This window comes from Streptomyces cyslabdanicus (genome assembly GCF_052663305.1).
The window spans coordinates 107190-127912 of sequence record NZ_JBQRUW010000028.1; the positions used below are offsets into that span (position 1 = coordinate 107190).

At 72.7% G+C, this 20723-nt stretch carries 20 protein-coding genes; 11 read left to right on the forward strand and 9 right to left on the reverse strand.

Annotated features, from left to right (window positions below; all coding sequences use genetic code 11):
• Positions 1-15 precede the first annotated feature (15 nt).
• Positions 16-1662, forward strand: coding sequence for a DNA repair helicase XPB (locus ACTYVM_RS17590; protein WP_445526790.1), 1647 nt, complete (start codon positions 16-18; stop codon positions 1660-1662).
• Here the strand turns inward: ACTYVM_RS17590 and ACTYVM_RS17595 are convergent.
• The 3 genes from ACTYVM_RS17595 to ACTYVM_RS17605 all read right to left on the reverse strand — a co-directional run bounded on the left by ACTYVM_RS17595 (position 1617) and on the right by ACTYVM_RS17605 (position 4145).
• Positions 1617-2807 carry a glycosyltransferase 87 family protein gene (locus tag ACTYVM_RS17595; protein WP_445526791.1) on the reverse strand — a complete coding sequence of 397 codons (1191 nt, stop codon included), beginning with the start codon at positions 2805-2807 and terminating at the stop codon, positions 1617-1619. The two genes, ACTYVM_RS17590 and ACTYVM_RS17595, sit on opposite strands and share 46 nt — an antisense overlap.
• 17 nt (positions 2808-2824) lie before the next feature.
• On the reverse strand, positions 2825-3010 hold the full coding sequence (locus tag ACTYVM_RS17600) for a hypothetical protein (RefSeq protein ID WP_445526792.1): 186 nt from the start codon (positions 3008-3010) through the stop codon (positions 2825-2827).
• A gap of 199 nt (positions 3011-3209) precedes the next feature.
• A complete protein-coding gene (locus tag ACTYVM_RS17605) occupies positions 3210-4145 on the reverse strand; it encodes a tetratricopeptide repeat protein (RefSeq protein WP_445526793.1) in 936 nt (311 codons plus the stop codon).
• Between the two features lie 720 nt (positions 4146-4865).
• Between ACTYVM_RS17605 and ACTYVM_RS17610 the strand changes: the two genes are divergently transcribed.
• The gene (locus tag ACTYVM_RS17610; protein WP_445526920.1) at positions 4866-6839 is read left to right on the forward strand and encodes a HelD family protein; all 1974 of its coding nucleotides are present in this window, start codon (positions 4866-4868) and stop codon (positions 6837-6839) included.
• Here ACTYVM_RS17610 and ACTYVM_RS17615 read toward each other — a convergent pair.
• The 3 genes from ACTYVM_RS17615 to ACTYVM_RS17625 all read right to left on the reverse strand — a co-directional run bounded on the left by ACTYVM_RS17615 (position 6827) and on the right by ACTYVM_RS17625 (position 10910).
• Positions 6827-8233, reverse strand: coding sequence for a CPBP family glutamic-type intramembrane protease (locus tag ACTYVM_RS17615; protein WP_445526794.1), 1407 nt, complete (start codon positions 8231-8233; stop codon positions 6827-6829). The genes ACTYVM_RS17610 and ACTYVM_RS17615 overlap by 13 nt on opposite strands.
• Before the next feature lie 90 nt (positions 8234-8323).
• Positions 8324-9046, reverse strand: coding sequence for a copper homeostasis protein CutC (locus ACTYVM_RS17620; protein ID WP_445526795.1), 723 nt, complete (start codon positions 9044-9046; stop codon positions 8324-8326).
• Between the two features lie 112 nt (positions 9047-9158).
• Entirely contained in the window at positions 9159-10910 is a 1752-nt protein-coding gene (locus ACTYVM_RS17625; RefSeq protein WP_445526796.1) for a stealth family protein, read from the reverse strand.
• A gap of 214 nt (positions 10911-11124) precedes the next feature.
• On the opposite strand from ACTYVM_RS17625, the gene ACTYVM_RS17630 reads away from it, so the two are divergent.
• Together ACTYVM_RS17630 and ACTYVM_RS17635 are read left to right on the forward strand one after the other, a co-directional pair.
• On the forward strand, positions 11125-11769 hold the full coding sequence (locus tag ACTYVM_RS17630) for an HD domain-containing protein (RefSeq protein ID WP_445526797.1): 645 nt from the start codon (positions 11125-11127) through the stop codon (positions 11767-11769).
• A 28-nt stretch (positions 11770-11797) separates the two neighbouring features.
• On the forward strand, positions 11798-12865 hold the full coding sequence (locus ACTYVM_RS17635; RefSeq protein ID WP_445526798.1) for a GNAT family N-acetyltransferase: 1068 nt from the start codon (positions 11798-11800) through the stop codon (positions 12863-12865).
• Here ACTYVM_RS17635 and ACTYVM_RS17640 read toward each other — a convergent pair.
• Positions 12847-13125, reverse strand: coding sequence for a DUF4031 domain-containing protein (locus ACTYVM_RS17640; RefSeq protein ID WP_445526799.1), 279 nt, complete (start codon positions 13123-13125; stop codon positions 12847-12849). The genes ACTYVM_RS17635 and ACTYVM_RS17640 overlap by 19 nt on opposite strands.
• Positions 13126-13150: 25 nt before the next feature.
• Positions 13151-13534: a DUF8819 family protein gene (locus tag ACTYVM_RS17645; RefSeq protein WP_400035522.1), complete on the reverse strand. Its 384-nt coding sequence runs from the start codon at positions 13532-13534 to the stop codon at positions 13151-13153.
• Between the two features lie 143 nt (positions 13535-13677).
• On the opposite strand from ACTYVM_RS17645, the gene ACTYVM_RS17650 reads away from it, so the two are divergent.
• The 7 genes from ACTYVM_RS17650 (at position 13678) to ACTYVM_RS17680 (ending at position 19080) form a co-directional block, all read left to right on the forward strand.
• The gene (locus ACTYVM_RS17650) at positions 13678-14304 is read left to right on the forward strand and encodes a DUF3887 domain-containing protein (protein ID WP_445526800.1); all 627 of its coding nucleotides are present in this window, start codon (positions 13678-13680) and stop codon (positions 14302-14304) included.
• Between the two features lie 37 nt (positions 14305-14341).
• Complete coding sequence (locus tag ACTYVM_RS17655) at positions 14342-14560, forward strand: PLD nuclease N-terminal domain-containing protein (protein WP_400035518.1); 219 nt, start codon at positions 14342-14344, stop codon at positions 14558-14560.
• Entirely contained in the window at positions 14557-15570 is a 1014-nt protein-coding gene (locus ACTYVM_RS17660) for an ABC transporter ATP-binding protein (protein WP_445526801.1), read from the forward strand. Before ACTYVM_RS17655 ends, ACTYVM_RS17660 begins: the two co-directional genes overlap by 4 nt.
• Positions 15567-16334: a hypothetical protein gene (locus ACTYVM_RS17665; RefSeq protein ID WP_445526802.1), complete on the forward strand. Its 768-nt coding sequence runs from the start codon at positions 15567-15569 to the stop codon at positions 16332-16334. Before ACTYVM_RS17660 ends, ACTYVM_RS17665 begins: the two co-directional genes overlap by 4 nt.
• A gap of 74 nt (positions 16335-16408) precedes the next feature.
• Positions 16409-17353: a MurR/RpiR family transcriptional regulator gene (locus ACTYVM_RS17670; protein WP_400035512.1), complete on the forward strand. Its 945-nt coding sequence runs from the start codon at positions 16409-16411 to the stop codon at positions 17351-17353.
• A gap of 88 nt (positions 17354-17441) precedes the next feature.
• Positions 17442-18377: an N-acetylmuramic acid 6-phosphate etherase gene (gene murQ, locus ACTYVM_RS17675; RefSeq protein WP_445526803.1), complete on the forward strand. Its 936-nt coding sequence runs from the start codon at positions 17442-17444 to the stop codon at positions 18375-18377.
• 88 nt (positions 18378-18465) lie between these two features.
• Positions 18466-19080 (forward strand): hypothetical protein, encoded by a 615-nt coding sequence (locus ACTYVM_RS17680; RefSeq protein ID WP_445526804.1) that lies wholly within the window; start codon positions 18466-18468, stop codon positions 19078-19080.
• Positions 19081-19083: 3 nt separating this feature from the next.
• Here ACTYVM_RS17680 and ACTYVM_RS17685 read toward each other — a convergent pair whose 3' ends face one another.
• Positions 19084-20559: an MFS transporter gene (locus ACTYVM_RS17685; RefSeq protein ID WP_445526805.1), complete on the reverse strand. Its 1476-nt coding sequence runs from the start codon at positions 20557-20559 to the stop codon at positions 19084-19086.
• Positions 20560-20723 lie beyond the last annotated feature (164 nt).

The following is a 20723-nucleotide window of genomic DNA, read 5'->3' on the forward strand; positions in this document are numbered from 1 at the left end:
GAAAGGGCGCTGCGCGTGAATGGTCCCCTGATCGTCCAGTCGGACAAGACCCTGCTTCTCGAAGTCGACCACGAGCAGGCCGACGACTGCCGTCGGGCCATCGCGCCGTTCGCGGAGCTGGAGCGGGCGCCCGAGCACATCCACACCTACCGGGTCACCCCGCTCGGCCTGTGGAACGCGCGCGCCGCCGGGCACGACGCCGAGCAGGTCGTCGACGCGCTCGTGCAGTACAGCCGCTATCCCGTGCCGCACGCGCTGCTCGTCGACATCGCCGAGACGATGGACCGCTACGGCCGGCTGACCCTCTCCAAGCACCCGGCGCACGGCCTGGTCCTGACCACCACCGACCGGCCGGTCCTGGAGGAGGTGCTGAAGTCCAAGCGGATCGCCCCGCTGGTCGGCGCCCGCATCGACCCGGACACCGTGGCCGTGCACCCCTCCGAGCGCGGGCAGATCAAGCAGACCCTGCTGAAGCTGGGCTGGCCCGCCGAGGACCTCGCCGGGTACGTCGACGGCGAGGCGCACCCGATCGAGCTGCGTGAGGACGGCTGGGCGCTGCGGCCCTACCAGAAGCAGGCCGTGGAGAACTTCTGGCACGGCGGGAGCGGGGTCGTCGTCCTGCCCTGCGGGGCCGGCAAGACGCTGGTCGGCGCGGGCTCGATGGCGCAGGCGAAGTCCACGACGCTGATCCTCGTCACGAACACCGTCTCGGCCCGGCAGTGGAAGCACGAGCTGGTGAAGCGGACCTCGCTGACCGAGGACGAGATCGGGGAGTACAGCGGGACCAGGAAGGAGGTCCGCCCGGTCACCATCGCCACCTACCAGGTGCTGACGACCCGGCGGAAGGGGATCTACCCCCACCTGGAGCTGTTCGACTCCCGCGACTGGGGTCTGATCGTCTACGACGAGGTGCACCTGCTGCCCGCGCCGGTCTTCAAGTTCACCGCGGACCTCCAGGCCCGGCGGCGGCTGGGGCTGACCGCGACCCTGGTGCGCGAGGACGGCCGCGAGTCGGACGTGTTCTCCCTGATCGGCCCCAAGCGGTTCGACGCGCCCTGGAAGGAGATCGAGGCGCAGGGCCACATCGCGCCCGCGGACTGCGTCGAGGTCCGGGTGAACCTGACCGACTCCGAACGGCTGGCGTACGCGACGGCCGAGACGGAGGAGAAGTACCGCTTCTGCGCGACCACCGCGACCAAGCGGAAGGTCACCGAGGCGATCGTCCGCCGCTTCGCCGGGCAGCAGATCCTGGTCATCGGCCAGTACATCGACCAGCTCGACGAGCTGGGCGAGCACCTGGACGCGCCGGTGATCAAGGGCGAGACGTCCAACGCGCAGCGCGAGAAGCTCTTCGACGCCTTCCGCGAGGGCGAGATCAGCGTGCTGGTGGTGTCGAAGGTCGCGAACTTCTCCATCGACCTGCCGGAGGCCACGGTCGCCATCCAGGTCTCGGGCACCTTCGGCTCCCGCCAGGAGGAGGCCCAGCGCCTCGGGCGGGTGCTGCGCCCGAAGGCCGACGGCCACCAGGCCCACTTCTACTCCGTGGTCGCCCGCGACACCATCGACCAGGACTTCGCCGCCCACCGCCAGCGCTTCCTGGCCGAACAGGGCTACGCCTACCGGATCATGGACGCCGACGAACTGCTGGCGGAGGAGGCCTGACCCGCCCGGGTCCGGCCGGACCACTGCCGGCGGCACACCAGCGCCACCGCCGCGAGCACCGTCAGCCCCAGCAGGGGGTAGGGCGAGGCCGGCGGCTGCTGCCACCAGGACAGGTGCAGCTCCTGGCCCTTGTTGGGGACCATCCACAGGGTGCGGGCGGTGAACAGGACCGCGGTGGCCGCCGCCCAGGCGCGGTGGCCCTCGGCCAGGAGTACGACGATCAACGGGACGCACCACACCCAGTGGTGGGACCAGCTGATCGGTGAGACGAGCAGTGCGGTCAGACCGGTCAGCAGCACGCCCCACCGCTCCTGCCGCATCCGGCCCGCGAGCCACAGTCCGGCGGCGGCGACCGCGAGGGCGGGCAGGATCCAGGCGAGGCCGGGCGACGGCTCCCCCAGCAGCCGCGCGACCAGTCCCTGAAGCGACTGGTTGGCGATGATCCACGGTTTGCCGACCCGGTTGGTCTCGAACAGGCGGCGCGTCCAGTAGTCGACGCCGGCCGCGGGCAGCACGAGTGCCCCGACGGCGACCGTCCCCACGAACCCGGCCACCGCCGCGGCCGCCTCGCGGCGCCGCCCCCGCAGCAGCAGGTAGACGATGAAGAGGCCCGGGGTGAGCTTGATGCCGGTCGCGACGCCGATCAGGACGCCCTTGCCGCGGGCGCCGGGCGGCCGGGTCAGGTCCCACAGGACCAGGCAGACGATCGCGAGGTTGATCTGCCCGTACACGAAGGTCTGGAAGACCGGTTCGAGCCAGACGGCGAGCGCCGTCGCGGCGCACAGGAGCGGAAGTCCGGCCCGGTGGCCGGCCAGCCGCGCGGAGAGGTGGACGAGCCAGGCGAGCAGGAGCGCGTTGCCCGCGAAGAACGCCGCCTTCAGGGCCGCGGCGGGAAGCCACACCACCGGTACGAACAGCAGGGCCGCGAACGGCGGGTACGTGGCGGGCAGCCGTCCCTGCGTGACCGTGAAGCCGTAGAGGTCGCGGCCGTGAACCACCGCCGCGCCCTCGGCCTGGTAGACCACCGCGTCGGGCATCTGCACCCGCTCCACCGCGAACAGCACCGCGAGAGCGGCGAAGGAGACGACGAGGAGGGCCAGGGCGGGCGCTACGGGTGACCGGAGGGTCACCTTCCGTGCTGTCACGAACCGACCCTAGTCGCTCACTTGTGGCGTACGCCCGCCTCCTCGCCGTACTCGCCGAGGACGACCACGTCGAACAGGGCGCCCACGAACACCTTGACGGCGTGCAGGGTGTCGCCCAGAAGGTGATGACGAGGCGTGTCCAGGACGGCCGTGGCGCCGGCCGGGCGAGCGGCGCGAGCCGGGTGGATGGTTGCTGCGCTCATGTCTCCATGATGGATCCGCGGACATAAGAGCGGCATCGGTCTCCGGGGCCGATCTCCCCGCCCCTCGGGCACCCCTCCTGCCGGCATACGGTCGCCGACAGGAGAGGCACGCACTGGCAGGAGAGGCAGGAGAGGCGCCGGCAGGGGATGCGGCGCTACCGCGCGTCCGCCGGGCTCCCCCGCGGATCCCGCGCTGCGGTCACTCGCATCTGCCGGACCAGTGGACAAAACGCTCCACCGGGTCGCCGTCGTGCTCCCACGGCCACGGCACCACCAGGCCGAACACGGCCCTGAAGGCCTGCCCGGCCTCGACGGTGCGGCCGGCTCGCGCGAGCGCGTACGCGAGGAGGTTGAGGTCGGCCATGCGGGCCGCATGCTGCAGGAACCCCGGCTGGAGCCACTGACTCGCCGCCTGGCCGAGGGCGCGTGCGGCGTGAGGCTGGCTCCAGTAGTGGGGTGCGACGAGCGCCTGCACTCCGCCCTGGTCGAGATTCCGGTGGTACTGCCGGACGGCCGCCGCCAGCGGGAGGCACGCGGGCGGCATCTGCGGGGGCATGATCGCGACGACGTCGTCGATGAACTCCCGCAGAGTCGCGTGACTGCCGCGTTCCTCGGGCGAGAGGTAGCCCAGGATCTGCATGTGGGCTTCACGGTTCCAGGGATCCCGACGCCTGATCTCCTCCCACACCGCGGCCACTTCGGCGGTTTCGCGACGTTCGACGCGCAGGGCGGCGAGCATGGCGACCCAGGGGGTCGGATCCGCGGGTGAGGCGTCGGCCGCGCGGCGGCAGGTCTCGAGGGTGGCGTCGACGTCGTCGAGTCCGCCCGCGTGCCGGCCCAGCAACACGTCGGCCCATGCGTGCAGGACCAGCGCATCGGTGCTCCGGGGTTGTTTCATACGCCATTTACGCGCAAGTGCCGGGAAGGCCCCGGCGAGAGTGACGACCCGGTGGCTCCGCCGGTCCCATGCGTCGCCGGTCCGGTGCAGCAACTGTTCGACCTGGGAGATGGCGATGTCCTGCGGGCCCGGACTGCGGGAGGAGGACAGGAGATCGAGCATGCGGCCGAGTTCCTCGTCGTCGAGCTGGGGAGCCAGACGGGGAGCCGGTCTCCTTCTCTGCCTCAGGAATGCCATGCGGTAGGTCCTCGTTCGGTTCGACGGGTGTACTGGTGCGGCCCGCACCAGCGCGACGTGGAGCCACGCCCGTACCGGGTCCCGGTGGGCGCGAGGCTCCGGATCATGTGCGGCCGCGGGGATGGCCCAGTAGCCCGTGAACGCCGGATCACGACGCTTCAGTCGTACGTTCACCTGGCGGCACGGAGACGGCCGGAGAACCTGCTCCGTCACCCGCGACGGCGGGGACCGGAGCCGCTGCCCCGGACGCGTCTCGCACGGTACGGGCGACGGAAGCCGTCCGTCTGGGCACTCTGGTTCACCTGCCGGAGGAGGGCGATCGTTTCGACTCAAAAGAGATGCCCCATCCTGGGGCACACCCGCCCGCTTGGCAAGCGGTTGTGCACGCATATTCGGCATACGCACGATTCCCACGAGCACGGTGGGTGGACCCGCGGGTAAAAATCTCCGAACCCGTCGCCGGTCCTCGTCTAAAATCTTCCCCCTTGCCCGCCTCCCCCACGGAGCGCCGCCGTCCGGACGGAAACCGGTCGGCAGATCCCGCCGCCGCACGGCGCGGCCACACGGCCCGACCACCACGGCACCCGCCTGCCCCATAGGCCTTCCGGAGGCACCCCCTTGTCGCCCTCATCCACGCCCGCCGGCCCCGACCGCCCCGCCGACGACCCCCTCGCCCGCGAGCGCGCCCACCTGTCCGCCTCCCGCGCCGCGCTGCGCGCCATGCGTGAGGACGTGGAGTCGCTCGACATCCGGGACGTCACCGCGAACTGGGTCAACGCCGAGGTCCTCGCCCACCAGATCGACGAGCGCATCAAGGCGCTGGCCGACCTCACCCACACCCCGCTGTTCTTCGGCCGGCTCGACTACCTGCACACCCCGGGCGCGGACCGGGCGGAGGGCGCCGAGGGCGAGCGCTTCTACATCGGGCGGCGGCACGTGCACGACGCCGAGGGCGACCCCATGGTCATCGACTGGCGCGCACCGGTCTCGCAGCCGTTCTACCGGGCTGCCAAGAAGGACCCGATGGACGTCGCGCTGCGCCGCCGCTTCGGCTACACCGGCGGCGACCTCACGGCGTACGAGGACGAGCACCTGTCCGACCCGGCCGAGCCGTCGGGGACCGCCACCACCAGCAAGCTGCTCCAGCAGGAGATCGAACGCCCGCGCGTGGGCCCGATGCGCGACATCGTGGCGACCATCCAGCCCGAGCAGGACGAGATCGTGCGGTCCGGACTGTCCGGCAGCGTCTGCGTCCAGGGCGGCCCCGGCACCGGAAAGACCGCCGTGGGTCTGCACCGGGTCGCCTACCTCCTCTACGCCCACCGCGAGCGGCTGGCCCGCACCGGCACCCTGGTGATCGGGCCGAACCGGTCCTTCCTGCACTACATCGAGCAAGTGCTGCCCGCACTCGGCGAGTTGACCGTCGAGCAGGCCACCGTCGACGATCTCGTGGCGCATGTGGAGGTGCGGGGCACGGACGAGGCGGCGACCGCGATCGTCAAGGGCGACGCCCGCATGGCCGAGGTGCTCCGCAGGGCCCTGTACTCCCATGTCACGATGCCCACCGAACCGGTCGTGGTGGTGCGCGGCTCGCGGCGCTGGCGCGTTCCCGCGTACGAACTGGAGGACATCGTCCGCGAGTTGCTGGACCGCGGCATCCGCTACGGCGCCGCCCGCGAGGCCCTGCCGCAGCGGATCGCGCACGCCGTGCTGGTGCAGATGGAGCGGGCGGGCGAGGCCCCCGACGACCGCGTGCAGGACGCGGTGGCCCGCAACACGGCGGTCAAGGCGGCGGTCAAGGCGGTCTGGCCCGCGGTCGACCCGGCGAAACTGGTGCTGCGGCTGCTGACGGACGCGGACTTCCTCGCGGAGCACGCGAACGGGATCCTCACCGAGGAGGAGCGCAAGACGCTGCTGTGGGCCAGGCCCGTACGGTCGGTGAAGTCGGCCAGGTGGTCCCCCGCCGACGCCGTACTGATCGACGAGACCGCCGATCTGGTGGAGCGCACCCACTCCCTCGGGCACGTCGTCCTGGACGAGGCGCAGGACCTCTCCCCCATGCAGTACCGGGCGGTCGGCCGGCGCTGCACCACCGGCTCCGCGACCGTGCTCGGCGACCTGGCCCAGGGCACCACGCCGTGGGCCACCCGCACCTGGGAGGAGGCCCTGGCCCACCTCGGCAAGTCCGACGGCCTGATCGAGGAGCTGACGGCGGGTTTCCGCGTCCCGACGGACGTGATCACGTACGCCTCCCGGCTGCTGCCGCACATCGCCCCCGGGCTCGCCCCCGTCGCGTCGGTGCGTGAGAATCCCGGCCTCTTCGAGATCCGTCCCGCCGGCGGGGACGCCGACGTGGTCACCGCCTGCGAGGAGTCGCTGCGCAACGAGGGCTCGGTCGGCCTGATCGCCGCCGACGCCCGCGTCCCGGCCCTGGCCGAGGCGCTGGCGGCGGCCGGTCTGCCGTACCTGGCCCCCGGCGAGGAGACGACGGCCGAGACCCGCCTCGCCCTGGTCCCGGCCTCGCTGGCCAAGGGCCTGGAGTACGACTACGTCGTCCTCGACGAGCCGCAGGCCGTCGTCGACGGCGAACCCGACGAACGCACCGGCCTGCGCCGCCTGTACGTGGCCCTGACCCGAGCGGTGTCAGGCCTGCTCGTCACCCACACCGCCCCCCTCCCACCTCAACTGTCCTGACCCGCACCACCTTGATGCGACGCCGAGTCGCCGGGGGTGGGGGCGACGGGGCCGGGCTCCGCGGGGCCGGGGACGGCAGGACCGGGCTCGACAGGGCCAGGCCCCCCGGGGCCGGGCTCGGCGGGACCGGGCTCGGCGGGACCGGGCTCGGCAGGGTTCGGGGGCGGCGGCGCGTACGGCCCATGTGCTCCCAGCGCCGGCGGGTACGGCCCGTTCGGGCCCGGCGGTGACGCGTACGGCCCATACGCGCCGGACGGCTGCGGGTACGCCCCATACGCACCCGGCGCCTGCGGGTACACCCCATACCCACCCGGCGCCTGCGGGTACACCCCATACCCACCCGGCGCCTGCGGGTACACCCCATACGCACCCGGCGCCTGCGGGTACGGCCCATACGCACCCGGCGCCTGCGGGTACGGCCAGTACGCGCCCTGGGGCGGTGTGTACGGCAGGAGGCGGGGCGGGACCGGCTCGGGAACCGGGGCGGACAGGTGCTGCGGACGGCGGCGCCGTGCCAGCCACAGCACGAGCGCGGCGAAGAGCAGCACCGAGAACATGTCGGCGACGGCCAGGTGCCAAGGGGCGTCCGCCGCCGTCTCGTCGGACGCCAGTCCGTCCACGACCGCGGCGGACAGACCGAAGGCCAGCAGGTTGTTCAGCGCGTGCAGGGCGACGGACGCCTCCAGGCCGCCCGTTCGGACGGTCAGCCATCCCGCCACCAGGCCGAAGACCAGAAGATCGGCGAAGCCCCAGGGCGTGCCCCAGCCGTGCGCGGCCGCGAAGAGCACCGCCTGCGGCAGCACCGCGAGCCACGGGGAACGCAGGTGGGCCCCGGCCGCCTGGAGCAGCCAGCCTCGGAACAGGTACTCCTCCGCCGCCGACTGCAACGGCACGAGGAGGACCAGCATGGCCAGGGAGACGAGGAACGTCTGCCACCCCACCCACACGTCGGCCCCTCCCGCACCGTCGCCCTGGTCGTCCGGCAGGAAGATCGCGACGACCGGCAACAGCAGCAGGGGCGGTACGGCGGCCAGCAGGCACCAGGCCAGCCATCGCCAACGCGGCCGACCGGTGACGGAGGCGACCGTTCCGGCCGGCCGCCGTCCCACCCAGCGCACGGCCAGGAGGACCAGCGGCAAGGTCAGGGCTATGGCCGTCAGATCCAGCGCCGTTCCGAGGACCGGGCCGAAGTCCAGGTCGCCGTCCGGCAGTTCCCGGTAGCCGGCGACCCTTCCGAGAATGTCGGTGAGGACGTACAGGAAGATGCCGCTCAGGAGCCACCCGAAGAGCAGCAGCAGCGTGCCGAGCAGCGGCCGCCACCAGCGGTAGTGAGGCGAGTACCGGGCCATGCGGTGATAGGGAAGCCCGGTGGGGTCGGGGGACGTTGCTGTCATGAACGACATCGTGCCCGGAAGGAATGGGCCAGGCGTACGAATTACCCGGCCACGGACCCACTCCACCCCGGTCGGGCACCGTGCGTGGTCTCAGCCCGTGGGCTGTCGGACCGCCGCCCCGTCCAGCACCGCGCGCCACCGGGCGACCGCCTCGACGGAGACCGGGCCGTCCCAGCCGTCGGGGCGGGCCGCACCGCCGATGTGGAAGGCGTCGATCCGGGCGGCGAGCAGCGCGGGCACATGGTCCAGCCGCAGACCGCCGCCGACCATGATCTGCTGCTCGTAGCCCGGCTCGCCGCCGCGCGCGGCCTCCGCGACCAGCGTGGGCAGCCCGTCGTCCACGCCCGAGGCGGCACCCGCCGTCAGATATGTGTCGAGCCCCGGCAGCCCGTCCAGCCGACGGCGCAGCGTGTCCCGGTCGCCGGCCCGGTCGATCGCCCGGTGGAAGGTCCAGCAGCAGCCGTCCAGCTCGCCGACGACCCGCTCCACGGCGGCCAGGTCGACCCCGCCCCGCGCATCGAGGAACCCGAGCACGAACTCCTCGGCGCCGGCCGCCCGCAGCTCGCCCGCGACCCCCACCAGCCGGTCCAGCCCCTGGGCACCCCCCGCGCCGAACCCGTCCGCGAGCCGCAGCATCACGCGCAGCGGAATGTCCACGGCGGCGCGGATCCCGGCGACAGTACGGGCCGGCGGGGTGAGCCCGTCGGCCGCCATGTCGGTGACCAGCTCGAGGCGGTCCGCGCCTCCGGCCTGAGCGGCGACCGCGTCCTCGACGTCGAGGGCGATCACCTCCAGGACTGCACGCATGCTCATAGGAGCCCTTCCCTCGGTTTCCCTGAAGCGGACAGGCCCAGACAGGTCTAGTCCAATATCAGGGTACGCCGGTCGGGTGACCAGCGACCGGGAACCGGTCACCCGGACCCGTTCAGCTCCCCGTACCGGCGCGCTCGGGGGCGCGCTCGTAGCGACTGGGGAAGGGGAAGTAGCCCTCGAGGAAGGCGTGGAGCGTCCTCGCCACCTCCTCGTGCCGGTCCTCCGGGGTGTTGACGTCGTTGAGGCAGAAGAAGTCGAAGCGGCGGGTCCTGGCCAGCTCCTCCAGCTTCTCGGCGGCATCCGGCCCCGCGACGTCGACGTACCGCAGCTTGTACGTGTCGGGGACTCCCCGGCCCGTGAGGTACGCGTAGTGGTGGTGCAGGGACGCGCCCATCGCGATGTCGGTCACGGCCCGGAAGCGGGACCGGCTGGTCCGTGCCACCTCCTCCGCGAACCTCTCCTCGATCTCCTCCATGACCGCCCGTATCTGGGGATGCGGGGTGTGCATGAACTTGTTGGTGGTGAAGCGCCCGTGCGTCTCCAGCAGCAGGCGACGCACGTTCTTGCCGGCGGAGTTGGGTGCGGGCTCGTCGGGATGGGGATCTCCGAGGCCCAGCTGGAAGGGCGAGAACGGCAGCTTCGCGATGCCGTTCCCGTGGAAGAAGTGGCCCGCGGTGACCGGTCGCCCCAGGAAGACGTCGTCGTTGAGGTACAGGTACCGGTCGGTTATGCCCGGTATGTGGTGCAGCTGCGTGCCGATCGCGTGCGAGTTGAAGACCGGCAGCGCGTCGGGTTCGGCGAAGATCTCCTTGTGGTCCACCACCTGGATGCCCGGGGCGTGCGGGTTCAGCCAGGCCGGGCACTGGCCGTCGGTGACGACGTAGATCTTGCGCACGAAGGGCGCGTACATCTCCAGCGACCTGAGCGAGTACTTCAGTTCGTCGTGACTGGCGTAGCGGGAGGCGCCGGACTCCCGGGTGCGGGTCCGCTGGGCGCCCGTACGGTACGAGTCCCGCCTGGCCCGCAGTTCGGGGTCGTCGCCGTCCACCCAGGTGTAGACGACGTCCACGGGGAAGTCGACGGTGTCCACCCGGGCCCTGAAGAGGTCGGAGTAGGTGGGGTACTCGCGTCCGCGCACCGCACGCACCGCGGGAACGCGTGCCGCACTGGGCAGCACGTCCGTCACGGCGTTCAGCCGCGGGGCGACCAGCGCGTCGGCCAGGACGTCGGGCGGGGACTGGGTCCGCAGCATGGCGGCCCGCTCGGTGTCCACGACGTCGGCGCCGTCACGCCAGAACTCCACGTCGCAGCCGTACTCCAGATCGGCGAGCAGTTGGCCGTCAGGGCCGAGCAGCAACTCCCCGAAGCGGATGACGCCCTGCCGCTTGAGCTCCTTCGGCAGCGCTCCCTCGGCATAGAGGGCCGCGTCCCGCGGAAGCGGATCCCGGCCGGCCTTCGTCGCGTACAGAGCGGTGGAGCCGTACAGCTCGCGCAGCGCGTCCAGCAGCGGCTTGCGGTCCGCGTACCGGACGCCGACGACGTGCCGCTGGGGGGAGCGCCCCGGGAGGAGGAAGTAGTCGATTCCGGCGTGCGCCAGAGCGTCGGCCACAAGTTCCAGGTTCCGTGCGGACGCGTCAGCGGAGGCGAGGTCGTCCACGCGGCGGCCGTAGTAGGTGTGCCCGTCGACGAGCACCTCGCGCAGGGACCGGTCGGACTCCAGAAGGGCGGCCCGCCGGGCGGCCTTCCGTTCCTCCCGCTTCCTTTCCGCCGCGGCGGCTTCGGCGGCCCGGCGCTCCCGCTCGCGCTCTTCACGCTTGCTTCGTGGCAGCAGACGCTCACCGGAGTTCTTGACGCGGGTCAGCATGAAGGACGTCGGACCTTTCCCATGAGTGTTTCGGCGTGTGACGGATCTCAGACACGAGTACCGCTCCGATTCGGCACCTTCAGCACCCTATCCGGCACCCCGTTCGGCCTTCGTATGGACATTCGCAGGAGCGCCTGTGGGAGCGCCTACGGGAACGGACATCACCTTCGAAGTGGTTCGAGACACACCTCGGCGGCGCGGGGACAATGAACGCATGGCCGATCCCGACGCCCTGCGCTCCCGCTGGACCCGCGCCCTCGAAGGTGCCCGGGGTCCCGGCGGTGGCCCCGATCCCGTGCCGTACGCCGACAACCTGCTCGCCCGCTGGCAGGAGCCGCAGCGGCACTACCACACGCTCACCCATCTGACCGCGGTCCTGGACCGCGTCGACGTGCTCGAGGAGTACGCCGACGATCCGGACGTGGTGCGACTGGCGGCCTGGTTCCACGACGCCGTCTACCTGCCCGAGCGCTCCGAGAACGAGGAGCGCTCGGCCCGGCTGGCCGAGCGGGCACTCCCCGAGGCCGGGGTGCCGCAGGCGAAGACCGCCGAGGCCGCCCGGCTGGTCCGGCTCACCGTCTCCCACGACCCGGCCGACGACGACCGCGACGGCCAGGTGCTGTGCGACGCCGACCTGGCGGTCCTCGCCGAGTCTCCCTCGGCGTACGCCGCCTACGCGGCCGGGGTCCGCGAGGAATACCACTTCGTCCCGAGCGACACCTTCCGCGAGGGCCGTGCCACCGTGCTGCGGCAGCTCCTCGCCCTGCCCCGCCTGTTCCGCACCCCGTACGGGGCGGAGCACTGGGAGGCGACGGCCCGCTACAACGTCACCTCGGAGCTGGAAATGCTGTCGCCCTGAGGACCCCGCCGCGCCTACCCTGCGCCGTATGCGTACATGGGGCGGGGAACAGGTGGAGCAGGCCGTCGCGGGCGCCGTGGCGCTGCTGAGGACGGCGACGGACCGGGACTGGGACGGGGCGGGGGCCGGGCGGCTGGACTGGAGCTGCCGGCGCACGGCCGAGCACATCGCGAGCGATCTCCTCGCGTACGCCGGGCAGTTGGCCGGGCGGGCACAGGGCGCCTACGTCCCCTTCGAGATCACCCTCGACGAGGGCACCGGGAACGCGGACGTCCTGGACGTGATCGAGACGACCGGCGCCCTGCTGGCCGCCGCCGTCCGCACCACCCCGCCCGGGGTCCGGGCCTTCCACCCGTACCCCTTCCGCAGCGCGAACCGCGAGGGCTTCGCCGCGATGGGAGTCACCGAGGTCCTGCTGCACACGCACGACATCGCGGAGGGTCTGGGCCTGACGTACGAGCCGCCCACCGAGCTGTGCGAGGACGTGCTGGCCCGGCTCTTCCCGCACGTCCAGCCGGGCTCCGCGCCCTGGCCGACGCTGCTGTGGGCCACCGGCCGCGGCGACCTTTCCGGCCGGCCGCCGGTCACCGAGTGGCGCTGGAGCAACCCGCCGGCCGTCCCCGCCGGCCGGCTCACCCTGGAGGGTGTCACCCCCGCCGCCGCCCGCGATCTGCACGCCGGCGGTGACGGCGGGTTCCTGTGGGTCGAGGACGGGCCCTACGAGAGCACGCGGGACGCCGCCGGGATGACCGTGAAGGCGTACGAGGCCGGGGTGAACCGGCCCGAGTGGGGGATGTTCGTGCTGGTGCGGCAGGAGGACGGCCGCGCGGTCGGCGGCATGGGCTTCCACGGCGTGCCCGACGAGGAGGGGCGCGCGGAGGTCGGGTACGACCTGGCCGTGTCCGCCCGCGGCCACGGCTACGCGACCGAGGCGCTGCGCGCGCTGTCGGCCTGGGCGCTGGCCCGCGGCGACGCACGGATGCTGATCGCGTCCGTGGACCGGCACAACGTTCCCTCCCAACGCGTGGTCAGCCGCGCCGGTTTCGTCGCCGTGCGTGAGGACGAGGAGGAGATCTCCTACGAACTCCGGCCCTGAACACGGCGCTTGGGGCGGCGCAACCCGGCCGCGTACAGCAGCCGCACCACCTCGCGGCTGCTGACCTCGACCGCCCCGGCCGCCACCGCGTCGGCGTACCGGTGGGAGGGCAGGTCGTAGTGGTCCCGCTCGAAGGCCCGGCGGGGCACCCCCAACCCCTCGGCGAAGAGGTGCAGTTCGTCGTACGAGACGTCGCTGACCAGGTGTGACCACATGCGGCCGTGGCCCGGCCAGGACGGCGGGTCGATGTAGAGGGTCACGGCGCGACCGCCCGGCGCGGCGCCGTCACGACGTCGTGCTCCGGCCGGTCGCCTCCGCCAGCGCGCCCACCGGCGCCACCTTCACCCCCGCCTTGGAGCACACCCAGTGCGGGTCCGGCCCGAGTTCCGGCTCGACGTCCAGCGCGTGCGGGTCGCCGTAGCCGCACACCGGGCACAGCGGCCAGCGGCCGTACCGCTCCAGGAGCGCGTCCTGGACGTCCTGCGCGACCAGGCCCGCCACGTACTGCGCGCCTTCCGGCCACTGCTCCACCCACCAGCGGCGCTGGACGACGGAGTCCTCCACGAGCGAGACCACGTCCGCGTCGGCGACCTCGCCGGCGACCAGGTCGGCGAGCACCAGGGCGCGGGCGGCGTGCAGGGCCTGCTCCAGGGGGGTGATGGGTTCCATGTCCCTCATTGTCACCCGGAAGTCACGGACCGGACACCGGTGGCGGATCACGTGAGCGGGCAGAGGCCGCCACCGGAGCCGAGGAATCCACCGCTGTAAAGGATTTCTTGACACACCTCGGAACGTAAAGGCATCCTTTACATGTGACCGATTCCCTGCCCCTCACGTCCCTCAGCGCCCGGCTGGCCGAGCACGCCTCGACCCTGGCCTCCGCGGTGGGCAGCCCGTTGGCCCCGCCGGCCTACCTCGACCTGGTCCGGCACGCGCGGGACGTCGACACCCTGGCCGAACAGGTGCTCAAGCTCTGCGTGCAGCAGTGCCGGGACGCGGGCCACACCTGGCAGGAGGTCGGGGACCTGCTCGGAGTCACCCGCCAGGCCGCCTTCCAGCGGTTCGGCAAGCCCATCGACCCCCGAACGGGAGAACCCATGGACAAGACAGTGCGCATGCCCGACGCCGCCGAGCGCGCCCTCGCGATCGTCACGGCCGTCCTCGAAGGCCGCATGGACGACGCCAGGCCGTCCTTCAACGCCGAGGTCCTGGCCGCCTTCACCGACGAGGTGCGGGGCGACGCCCTGGCGACCGTCGCCGGCCTCGTCGGCGCCTTCGAGGGCTTCGGTGAGGGCGAGCCGTTCGTCCGGCGCGTCGGCGACCACACCGTGGTCGACATCCCGCTGCGCTACGAGGCCGGCGAGATGAAGGCCCGGGTCGCCTTCGACACCGACGAGAAGGTCGGCGGCCTCTTCATCCTCCCGCCCGAGACACCGTGACCCGGCCGCTCCGGCCCCCTTTCAGAGAGTGCGTCCCGTGACTGCTTCCTCCCTCCACTCCTCGGACATCCCCTGGGCCGCGGTCGCGCCCCTGCTGGTCGCCGAGCTCGCCCTGCTCGTCTACTGCCTCGTCGACGTGGCGCGGCACCGAAGCACCCGTCACCTGCCCCGCTGGGCCTGGGTGCTGATATGCCTGTTCGTGAACCCCGTGGGCCCGATCGCCTACCTCGTGGCGGGGCGGAGCGAGGACCGATGAGCGGGCCGGCCGTGGTGACCGAGGGCCTGGTGCGCGACTACGGGCACGGGGCGGGGCTGCACGGCGTGGACCTGGAGGTGCCGCGCGGCGGTGTCTACGGCCTGGTGGGCCCGAACGGCGCCGGGAAGACGACGCTCCTGTCGATCGTGGCGGGTCTGCGCCGCTTCGACGCGGGCGAGGTACGGCTGTCGGTCGACACGGGACGGATCGGGGTCTGCCCGGACACCCCCGAGTTCGAACCCTGGCTCACCGCGGCGGAGGTGGTGCGCCAGTCCCGCGGTCTGGCCGCACGCGGCGAGCGCCGGCGCCGTGGCGGAACGGCGCACGACAGCGGCGGGACCGCCCCCGATCCGGTCGCGGCCGTACTCGCCGAGGTCGGCCTGACCGAGGCGGCGGACCGGCGCACGGGCGGCTTCTCCCGCGGCATGAAGCAACGGCTGGGCCTCGCGGTGGCGTTGGCGCTGGACCCCGAGCTGCTGATCCTCGACGAACCGTCCAGCGCGCTCGACCCGTCCGGGCGGGCGGAGGTGCTGTCCCTGGTCGCCGGGCTCGGCAGGACCCGCACCGTGATCTTCTCCAGCCATGTCCTGGCGGACGTCCAGCGGGTCGCCGACACGGTGGGCGTGCTCGACCGGGGCAGGCTCCTGTTCCAGGGGCCGGTCCGCGATCTGATCGACCGGTTCCTCCGGCCCGCCTGGGAGGTACGCCTGCGCGCGGGCGGCGAGCAGCCGCTGGCAGAGCTGCTGCGGCGGCAGGAGTGGGTCACCTCGGTGGCGGTGGGCTCCGACGGATCCGTGCGCGTCGAAGCGTCGAGCACGGAGGTCGGTGAGCTCCGGCTGCCGCAGGCGATCGCCGCGGCGGGTGCCGCGCTGATCAGCCTGCACCCGGTCGACGCCGACCTGGAGGCCGCGTTCCTGGCACTGACCGGCGGACGGCACGGTCAGGAAGGTCAGGAAGCAGAGCACGGGGAGCACGGACAGCGGGAAGCGGATCGGACGGGTGCGGCGTGAACGAGCTTTCACTGTGGCGGGTGGAGTGGCTCCGGCTGCTGCGCACCAAGAGGCTGATCGCGCTGCTGAGCGTCTTCGTGCTCTTCGGCTTCGCCGGGCCCCTGCTCGCCCGGTACTCAGGCCAACTGCTGGACCACGCCGGAGGTTCTGCCCAGCGGGTGAAGATCGTCTTTCCGCCCCCGGTCCCGGCGGACGGCGTGTCCCAGTACGTGGGCAACGCGCTCGGGATCGGCCTCATCGTGACGGTCGTCGTGGCGGCGTACGCGTGCTCGATCGACGCCAAGCCCGCACTGGCGGTCTTCTACCGGACGCGCGCCCGGCGCTTCGGCGATCTGCTGGTGCCGAGGTTCGCGGTCAGCGCCGCCGGGGCCGTGGGCGGCTACCTGGCCGGGCTGCTCGCCGCCTGGTACGAGACGGCCGTCCTGCTGGGGAATCCCGGAACGGCGGCCATGGGCGAGACCGCGCTCGCCGGCTCGGTGTACCTGGTGTTCGCCGTGGCGGTCACCGCGCTGGCCGCGACCCTGGCGCGCAGCACGCTCGGCACCGTCGGGTACGCGCTGCTCGCACTGTTCACGCTCCCGCTGCTCGGGGCGCTGCCGCGGGTGTCGCGCTGGCTCCCGACCGAGCTGACGAAGGCGCCGGACGCGTTCCTGCGGCACACGGCGGCCGACCACGCGCAGCGGGCCCTGGCCGTCGCCGCGCTGCTCACGCTCGGCTGCGTGGCGGCGGCGATCCTGCGGGGTGCGCGCAAGGAGGTGCGCTGACGTCCGCGCCGGGGCCACGGGGCCTCGGCGCGCGGCCTTGACCACGCGACCGTACGGAAAATACCTTTCACGGTGTGACCCAGGACGTGAAGGAAATTTTCGCAGGCGTGGGCACCCCGGGCCTCACGCCCCCCGCACCCGCCGCCCTCGCGGCCAAGGTACGCACGCTCGCGCCCTCGATGACCCGCTCCATGCAGCGGGTCGCCGAGGCCGTCGCAGGCGACCCGGCCGGCTGCGCGGCCCTCACCGTCACCGGCCTCGCCGAACTCACCGGCACCAGCGAGGCGACCGTCGTACGCACCGCCCGCCTGCTGGGCTATCCGGGGTACCGGGACCTGCGGCTGGCCCTCGCGGGCCTGGCCGCCCAGCAGCAGTCGGGGCGCGCGCCCGCCATCACGACCGACATCGCGGTGGACGACCCCATCGCCGACGTGGTCGCCAAACTCGCCTACGACGAGCAGCAGACCCTGGCCGACACCGCGGCCGGTCTCGACACCATCCAGCTCGGCGCGGCCGTCACCGCGCTGGCCGCCGCCCGCCGCACCGACGTCTACGGCATCGGCGCCTCCGGTCTGGTCGCCCAGGACCTCACGCAGAAGCTGCTGCGCATAGGACTGGTGGCGCACGCCCACAGCGACCCGCACCTCGCCGTCACCAACGCGGTGCAACTGCGCGCCGGGGACGTGGCGATCGCCATCACCCACTCGGGTTCCACCGGGGACGTGATCGAGCCCCTGCGGGTGGCCTTCGAGCGCGGCGCGACCACCATCGCCGTCACCGGCCGGCCCACCGCGCCCGTCACGCAGTACGCCGACCACGTCCTGACCACCTCGACGGCCCGCGAGAGCGAGCTGCGGCCGGCGGCGATGTCCTCCCGGACCAGCCAACTGCTCGTGGTGGACTGCCTGTTCGTCGGAGTGGCGCAGCGGACGTACGAGACGGCGGCGCCCGCGCTCGCCGCGTCCTACGAGGCCCTCGCCCACCGGCACAGCCCACGGGGCGGAACCCGGCGCTCGTAGCGCCCACGGCCGAGAACCACACAAGCCCGAACAAGCCCGGACCCGCACGGTCAGCCGTACCGCAACGCACGGAGAGAGCCGCCCCCTCATGACCTCCACGCCCCACTACCGCGAACTGCGCGCCGAGTTGGAGTCGCTGACGACCGAGGCGTTCCGCCCCGAGCTGGCGGAGATCGACCGGCTGCCGACGCTCGAGATCGCCCGGCTGATGAACGCCGAGGACACCACCGTGCCCGCCGCCGTGGCCGCGCGGCTGCCGCAGATCGCCGCCGCGATCGACGCGGTGGCGGAGCGGATGGCGCGCGGCGGTCGGCTGGTCTACGCCGGCGCGGGCACCGCCGGACGGCTGGGCGTCCTGGACGCCTCCGAGTGCCCGCCGACCTTCAACACGCGCCCCTCCCAGGTCGTCGGGCTGATCGCGGGGGGCCCGCCGGCCATGGTGACCTCCGTCGAGGGCGCCGAGGACTCCAAGGAACTGGCGGCCGAGGCGCTCGACGCACTCGGCCTCACACCGGACGACACGGTGGTGGGCGTCTCCGCCTCCGGCCGCACCCCCTACGCCATCGGCGCGGTGGAGCACGCCCGCGCCCGGGGCGCCCTGACCATCGGCCTGGCCTGCAACGCGAACAGCGCGCTGGCGGCCGCCGCCGAGCACGGCATCGAGGTCGTCGCCGGCCCCGAGCTGCTCACCGGCTCCACCCGTCTGAAGGCCGGCACGGCGCAGAAACTGGTCCTCAACATGATCTCGACGATCACGATGATCCGGCTGGGCAAGACCTACGGAAACCTGATGGTCGACGTACGGGCCTCCAACGACAAGCTCCGTGCCCGCTCCCGCCGCATCGTCGCCCTGGCCACGGGCGCGACGGACGACGAGATCGAACGGGCCCTGACGGCCGCGGACGGCGAGGTGAAGACCGCGATCCTCACCCTCCTCGCCGACGTCGACGGCCCGACGGCGACCCACCTCCTGGACCAGTCCGACGGCCATCTACGCGTGGCTCTGGATCACGCCCGGAGCTGAGGCCCACAGGCGGCAGAGCGGCGGCGGGCGGGTGCGGGCGGGCCGGGGGCTCCCGTACCGGCCGGGGCGTCCTACCCTGGAGGACACCATGAACCACGCCCAGCTCACCGCCCTCGGGCGGGCCCTGCGTCTGCTCGGCGAGCATGGCGAGGCGCTCTCCACGGAGACGCCCGACGCCAGGCTGCACGAGGTGAAGGCGGACCTCCGGCGCGCTCTCGACCTGCTGGACGAGACCGTCACAACGGCCGCGCCCGCCACCCGCTGCCCCGAGCATCCGAACGGGCCCGTCGACGAGAGCGCGCCCGACCTCTGTCTGCTGTGCGAGACCCGGCGCCGGTCCGCCCGCCGCTCCGAGGTCGACGGCGCGTACGCGTCGTACGGGCGCCGCGCCGCCGAGGCCACCGCCCCCGCCCCGTCCCGCTACGGCGTCCGCGAGGACCGGCCGCAGCCCCAGCAGCGCTGGCTGCCGGAGCTGTGGAACGGGCGGGAGTGGCAGTTGTGCGGGACCCCGCGCCGGGACCGGCGCGAGGCCGAGCTGTTCATCACAGCCCAGCGCCGGGCACCGCGCGCCGCGCCCGCCTACCGGCTCGTGCACGAGTTCACCGACTACGAGGTGGTGCGGATCTGGGGCCATCCCGTACGGACCGACATCGAACCCATGGGCAACCCTCCCTCGGGCAACCCGCCCCTGGGCAACCCGTAGGGCCTACGGGACCTTCGCCCCGGCGGGCGCGGGCTCACCGGCCGCCGCCGGCTCCCCCGGTGCCGCGGTGCGGCGGCGTGGGATGAAGGACGCGACCAGGAAGCCGAGCAGGGCGGCGCCGCCGCCGACGGCGAGGACCGTGCGGAAGCCGTTCTCGGAGGGCAGCGCGTAGGACCCGAACGCGGTGGTCATATGGGCCAGGACCACACCCGCCACCGCGCTGGCGACCGACGTGCCGATCGAGCGCATCAGGGTGTTGAGGCTGTTCGCGGCGCCCGTCTCGGACGCGGGAACGGCACTCATGATGAGCGCGGGCATCGAGCCGTAGGTGAAGCCGATGCCGGCGCCGATCACGCAGGACGTCAGGACGAAGTGCCAGACCTGGCTCATCAGGACGATGTTGAGGCCGTAGCCGGCGGCCACGATCAGCGCGCCGATCATCAGCGTCACCTTGGGGCCCCTGCTCCGCGAGACGATCGCCGACACCGGCGCGACGGCCATCATCACCAGGCCGGAGGGTGCCATGACCAGGCCGGAGGCGAGGAGCGACCTGCCGAGGCCGTAGCCGGTCTGCTCGGGCAGTTGCAGCAGCTGCGGGATGACCAGGGACATCGAGAACATCGCGAAGCCGATGGCCACCGAGGCGAGGTTGGTCACCAGCACCTGGCGGCGGGCCGTGGTGCGCAGGTCCACCAGGGGCGCCTCGACGCGCAGTTCGAACAGGCCCCAGGCGACCAGGACCACGACCGCCGCCGCGAACAGGCCCAGGGTCGTGCCGCTGGCCCAGCCCCAGTCGGCGCCCTTGGAGATCGCCAGCAGCAGGCAGACCAGGCCCACCGCCATCCCGATCGCGCCGGGAAGGTCGAAGCGGCCGCCGGTGCGCACCGCCGACTCGGGCACCAGGCCCAGCACCAGCGCCGCCGCCACGACACCGAGGCCGGCCGAGACCCAGAAGAGCATGTGCCAGTTGAGGTTCTCGGCGATCAGGGCGGCGGCGGGCAGCCCGAGGGCGCCACCGACGCCGAGCGAGGCGCTGATCATCGCGGTCGCCGAACCGAGCCGCTCGGCGGGCAGTTCGTCGCGCATGATGCTGATGCCGAGCGGGATGACACCGGAGGCGAGGCCCTGGAGGGCGCGGCCGACGATCATCGGCGTCAGGGAGTCGCTCAGCGCGGCCGTGACCGAGCCGACCACCAGCATGGCCAGGCTCACCAGCAGCATGCGGCGCTTGCCGTACATGTCGCCGAGGCGGCCCATGACCGGAGTGGCCACGGCCGCGGCGAGCAGCGTGGCGGTGACGGCCCAGACGGTGTCCGACGCCGAGGCGTGCAGGAGCCGGGGCAGCTCGGGAATGATCGGGATCACCAGGGTCTGCATCAGCGAGACCACGATGCCGCCGAAGGCGAGTACGGCCACGACGGCGTTGGGCCGGGGCGCGGATTGCCCGGCCGTGGCGGGCCGGGCGAGTGCGTCGGACATGAAGGAAGGTCTCCGTCGGAGAGCGGGTGTACTTGACTCAGGCAACCTTAATTGGAATTGATTGACTTAAGCAAACTAAATCAAGCCAGAGAGCCCCGCCAGGCGAAGGCCCACCGGGCGATGACCCGACGGGCAGCCGGGCCGAGCCCCTGGGGGCCCGGCCC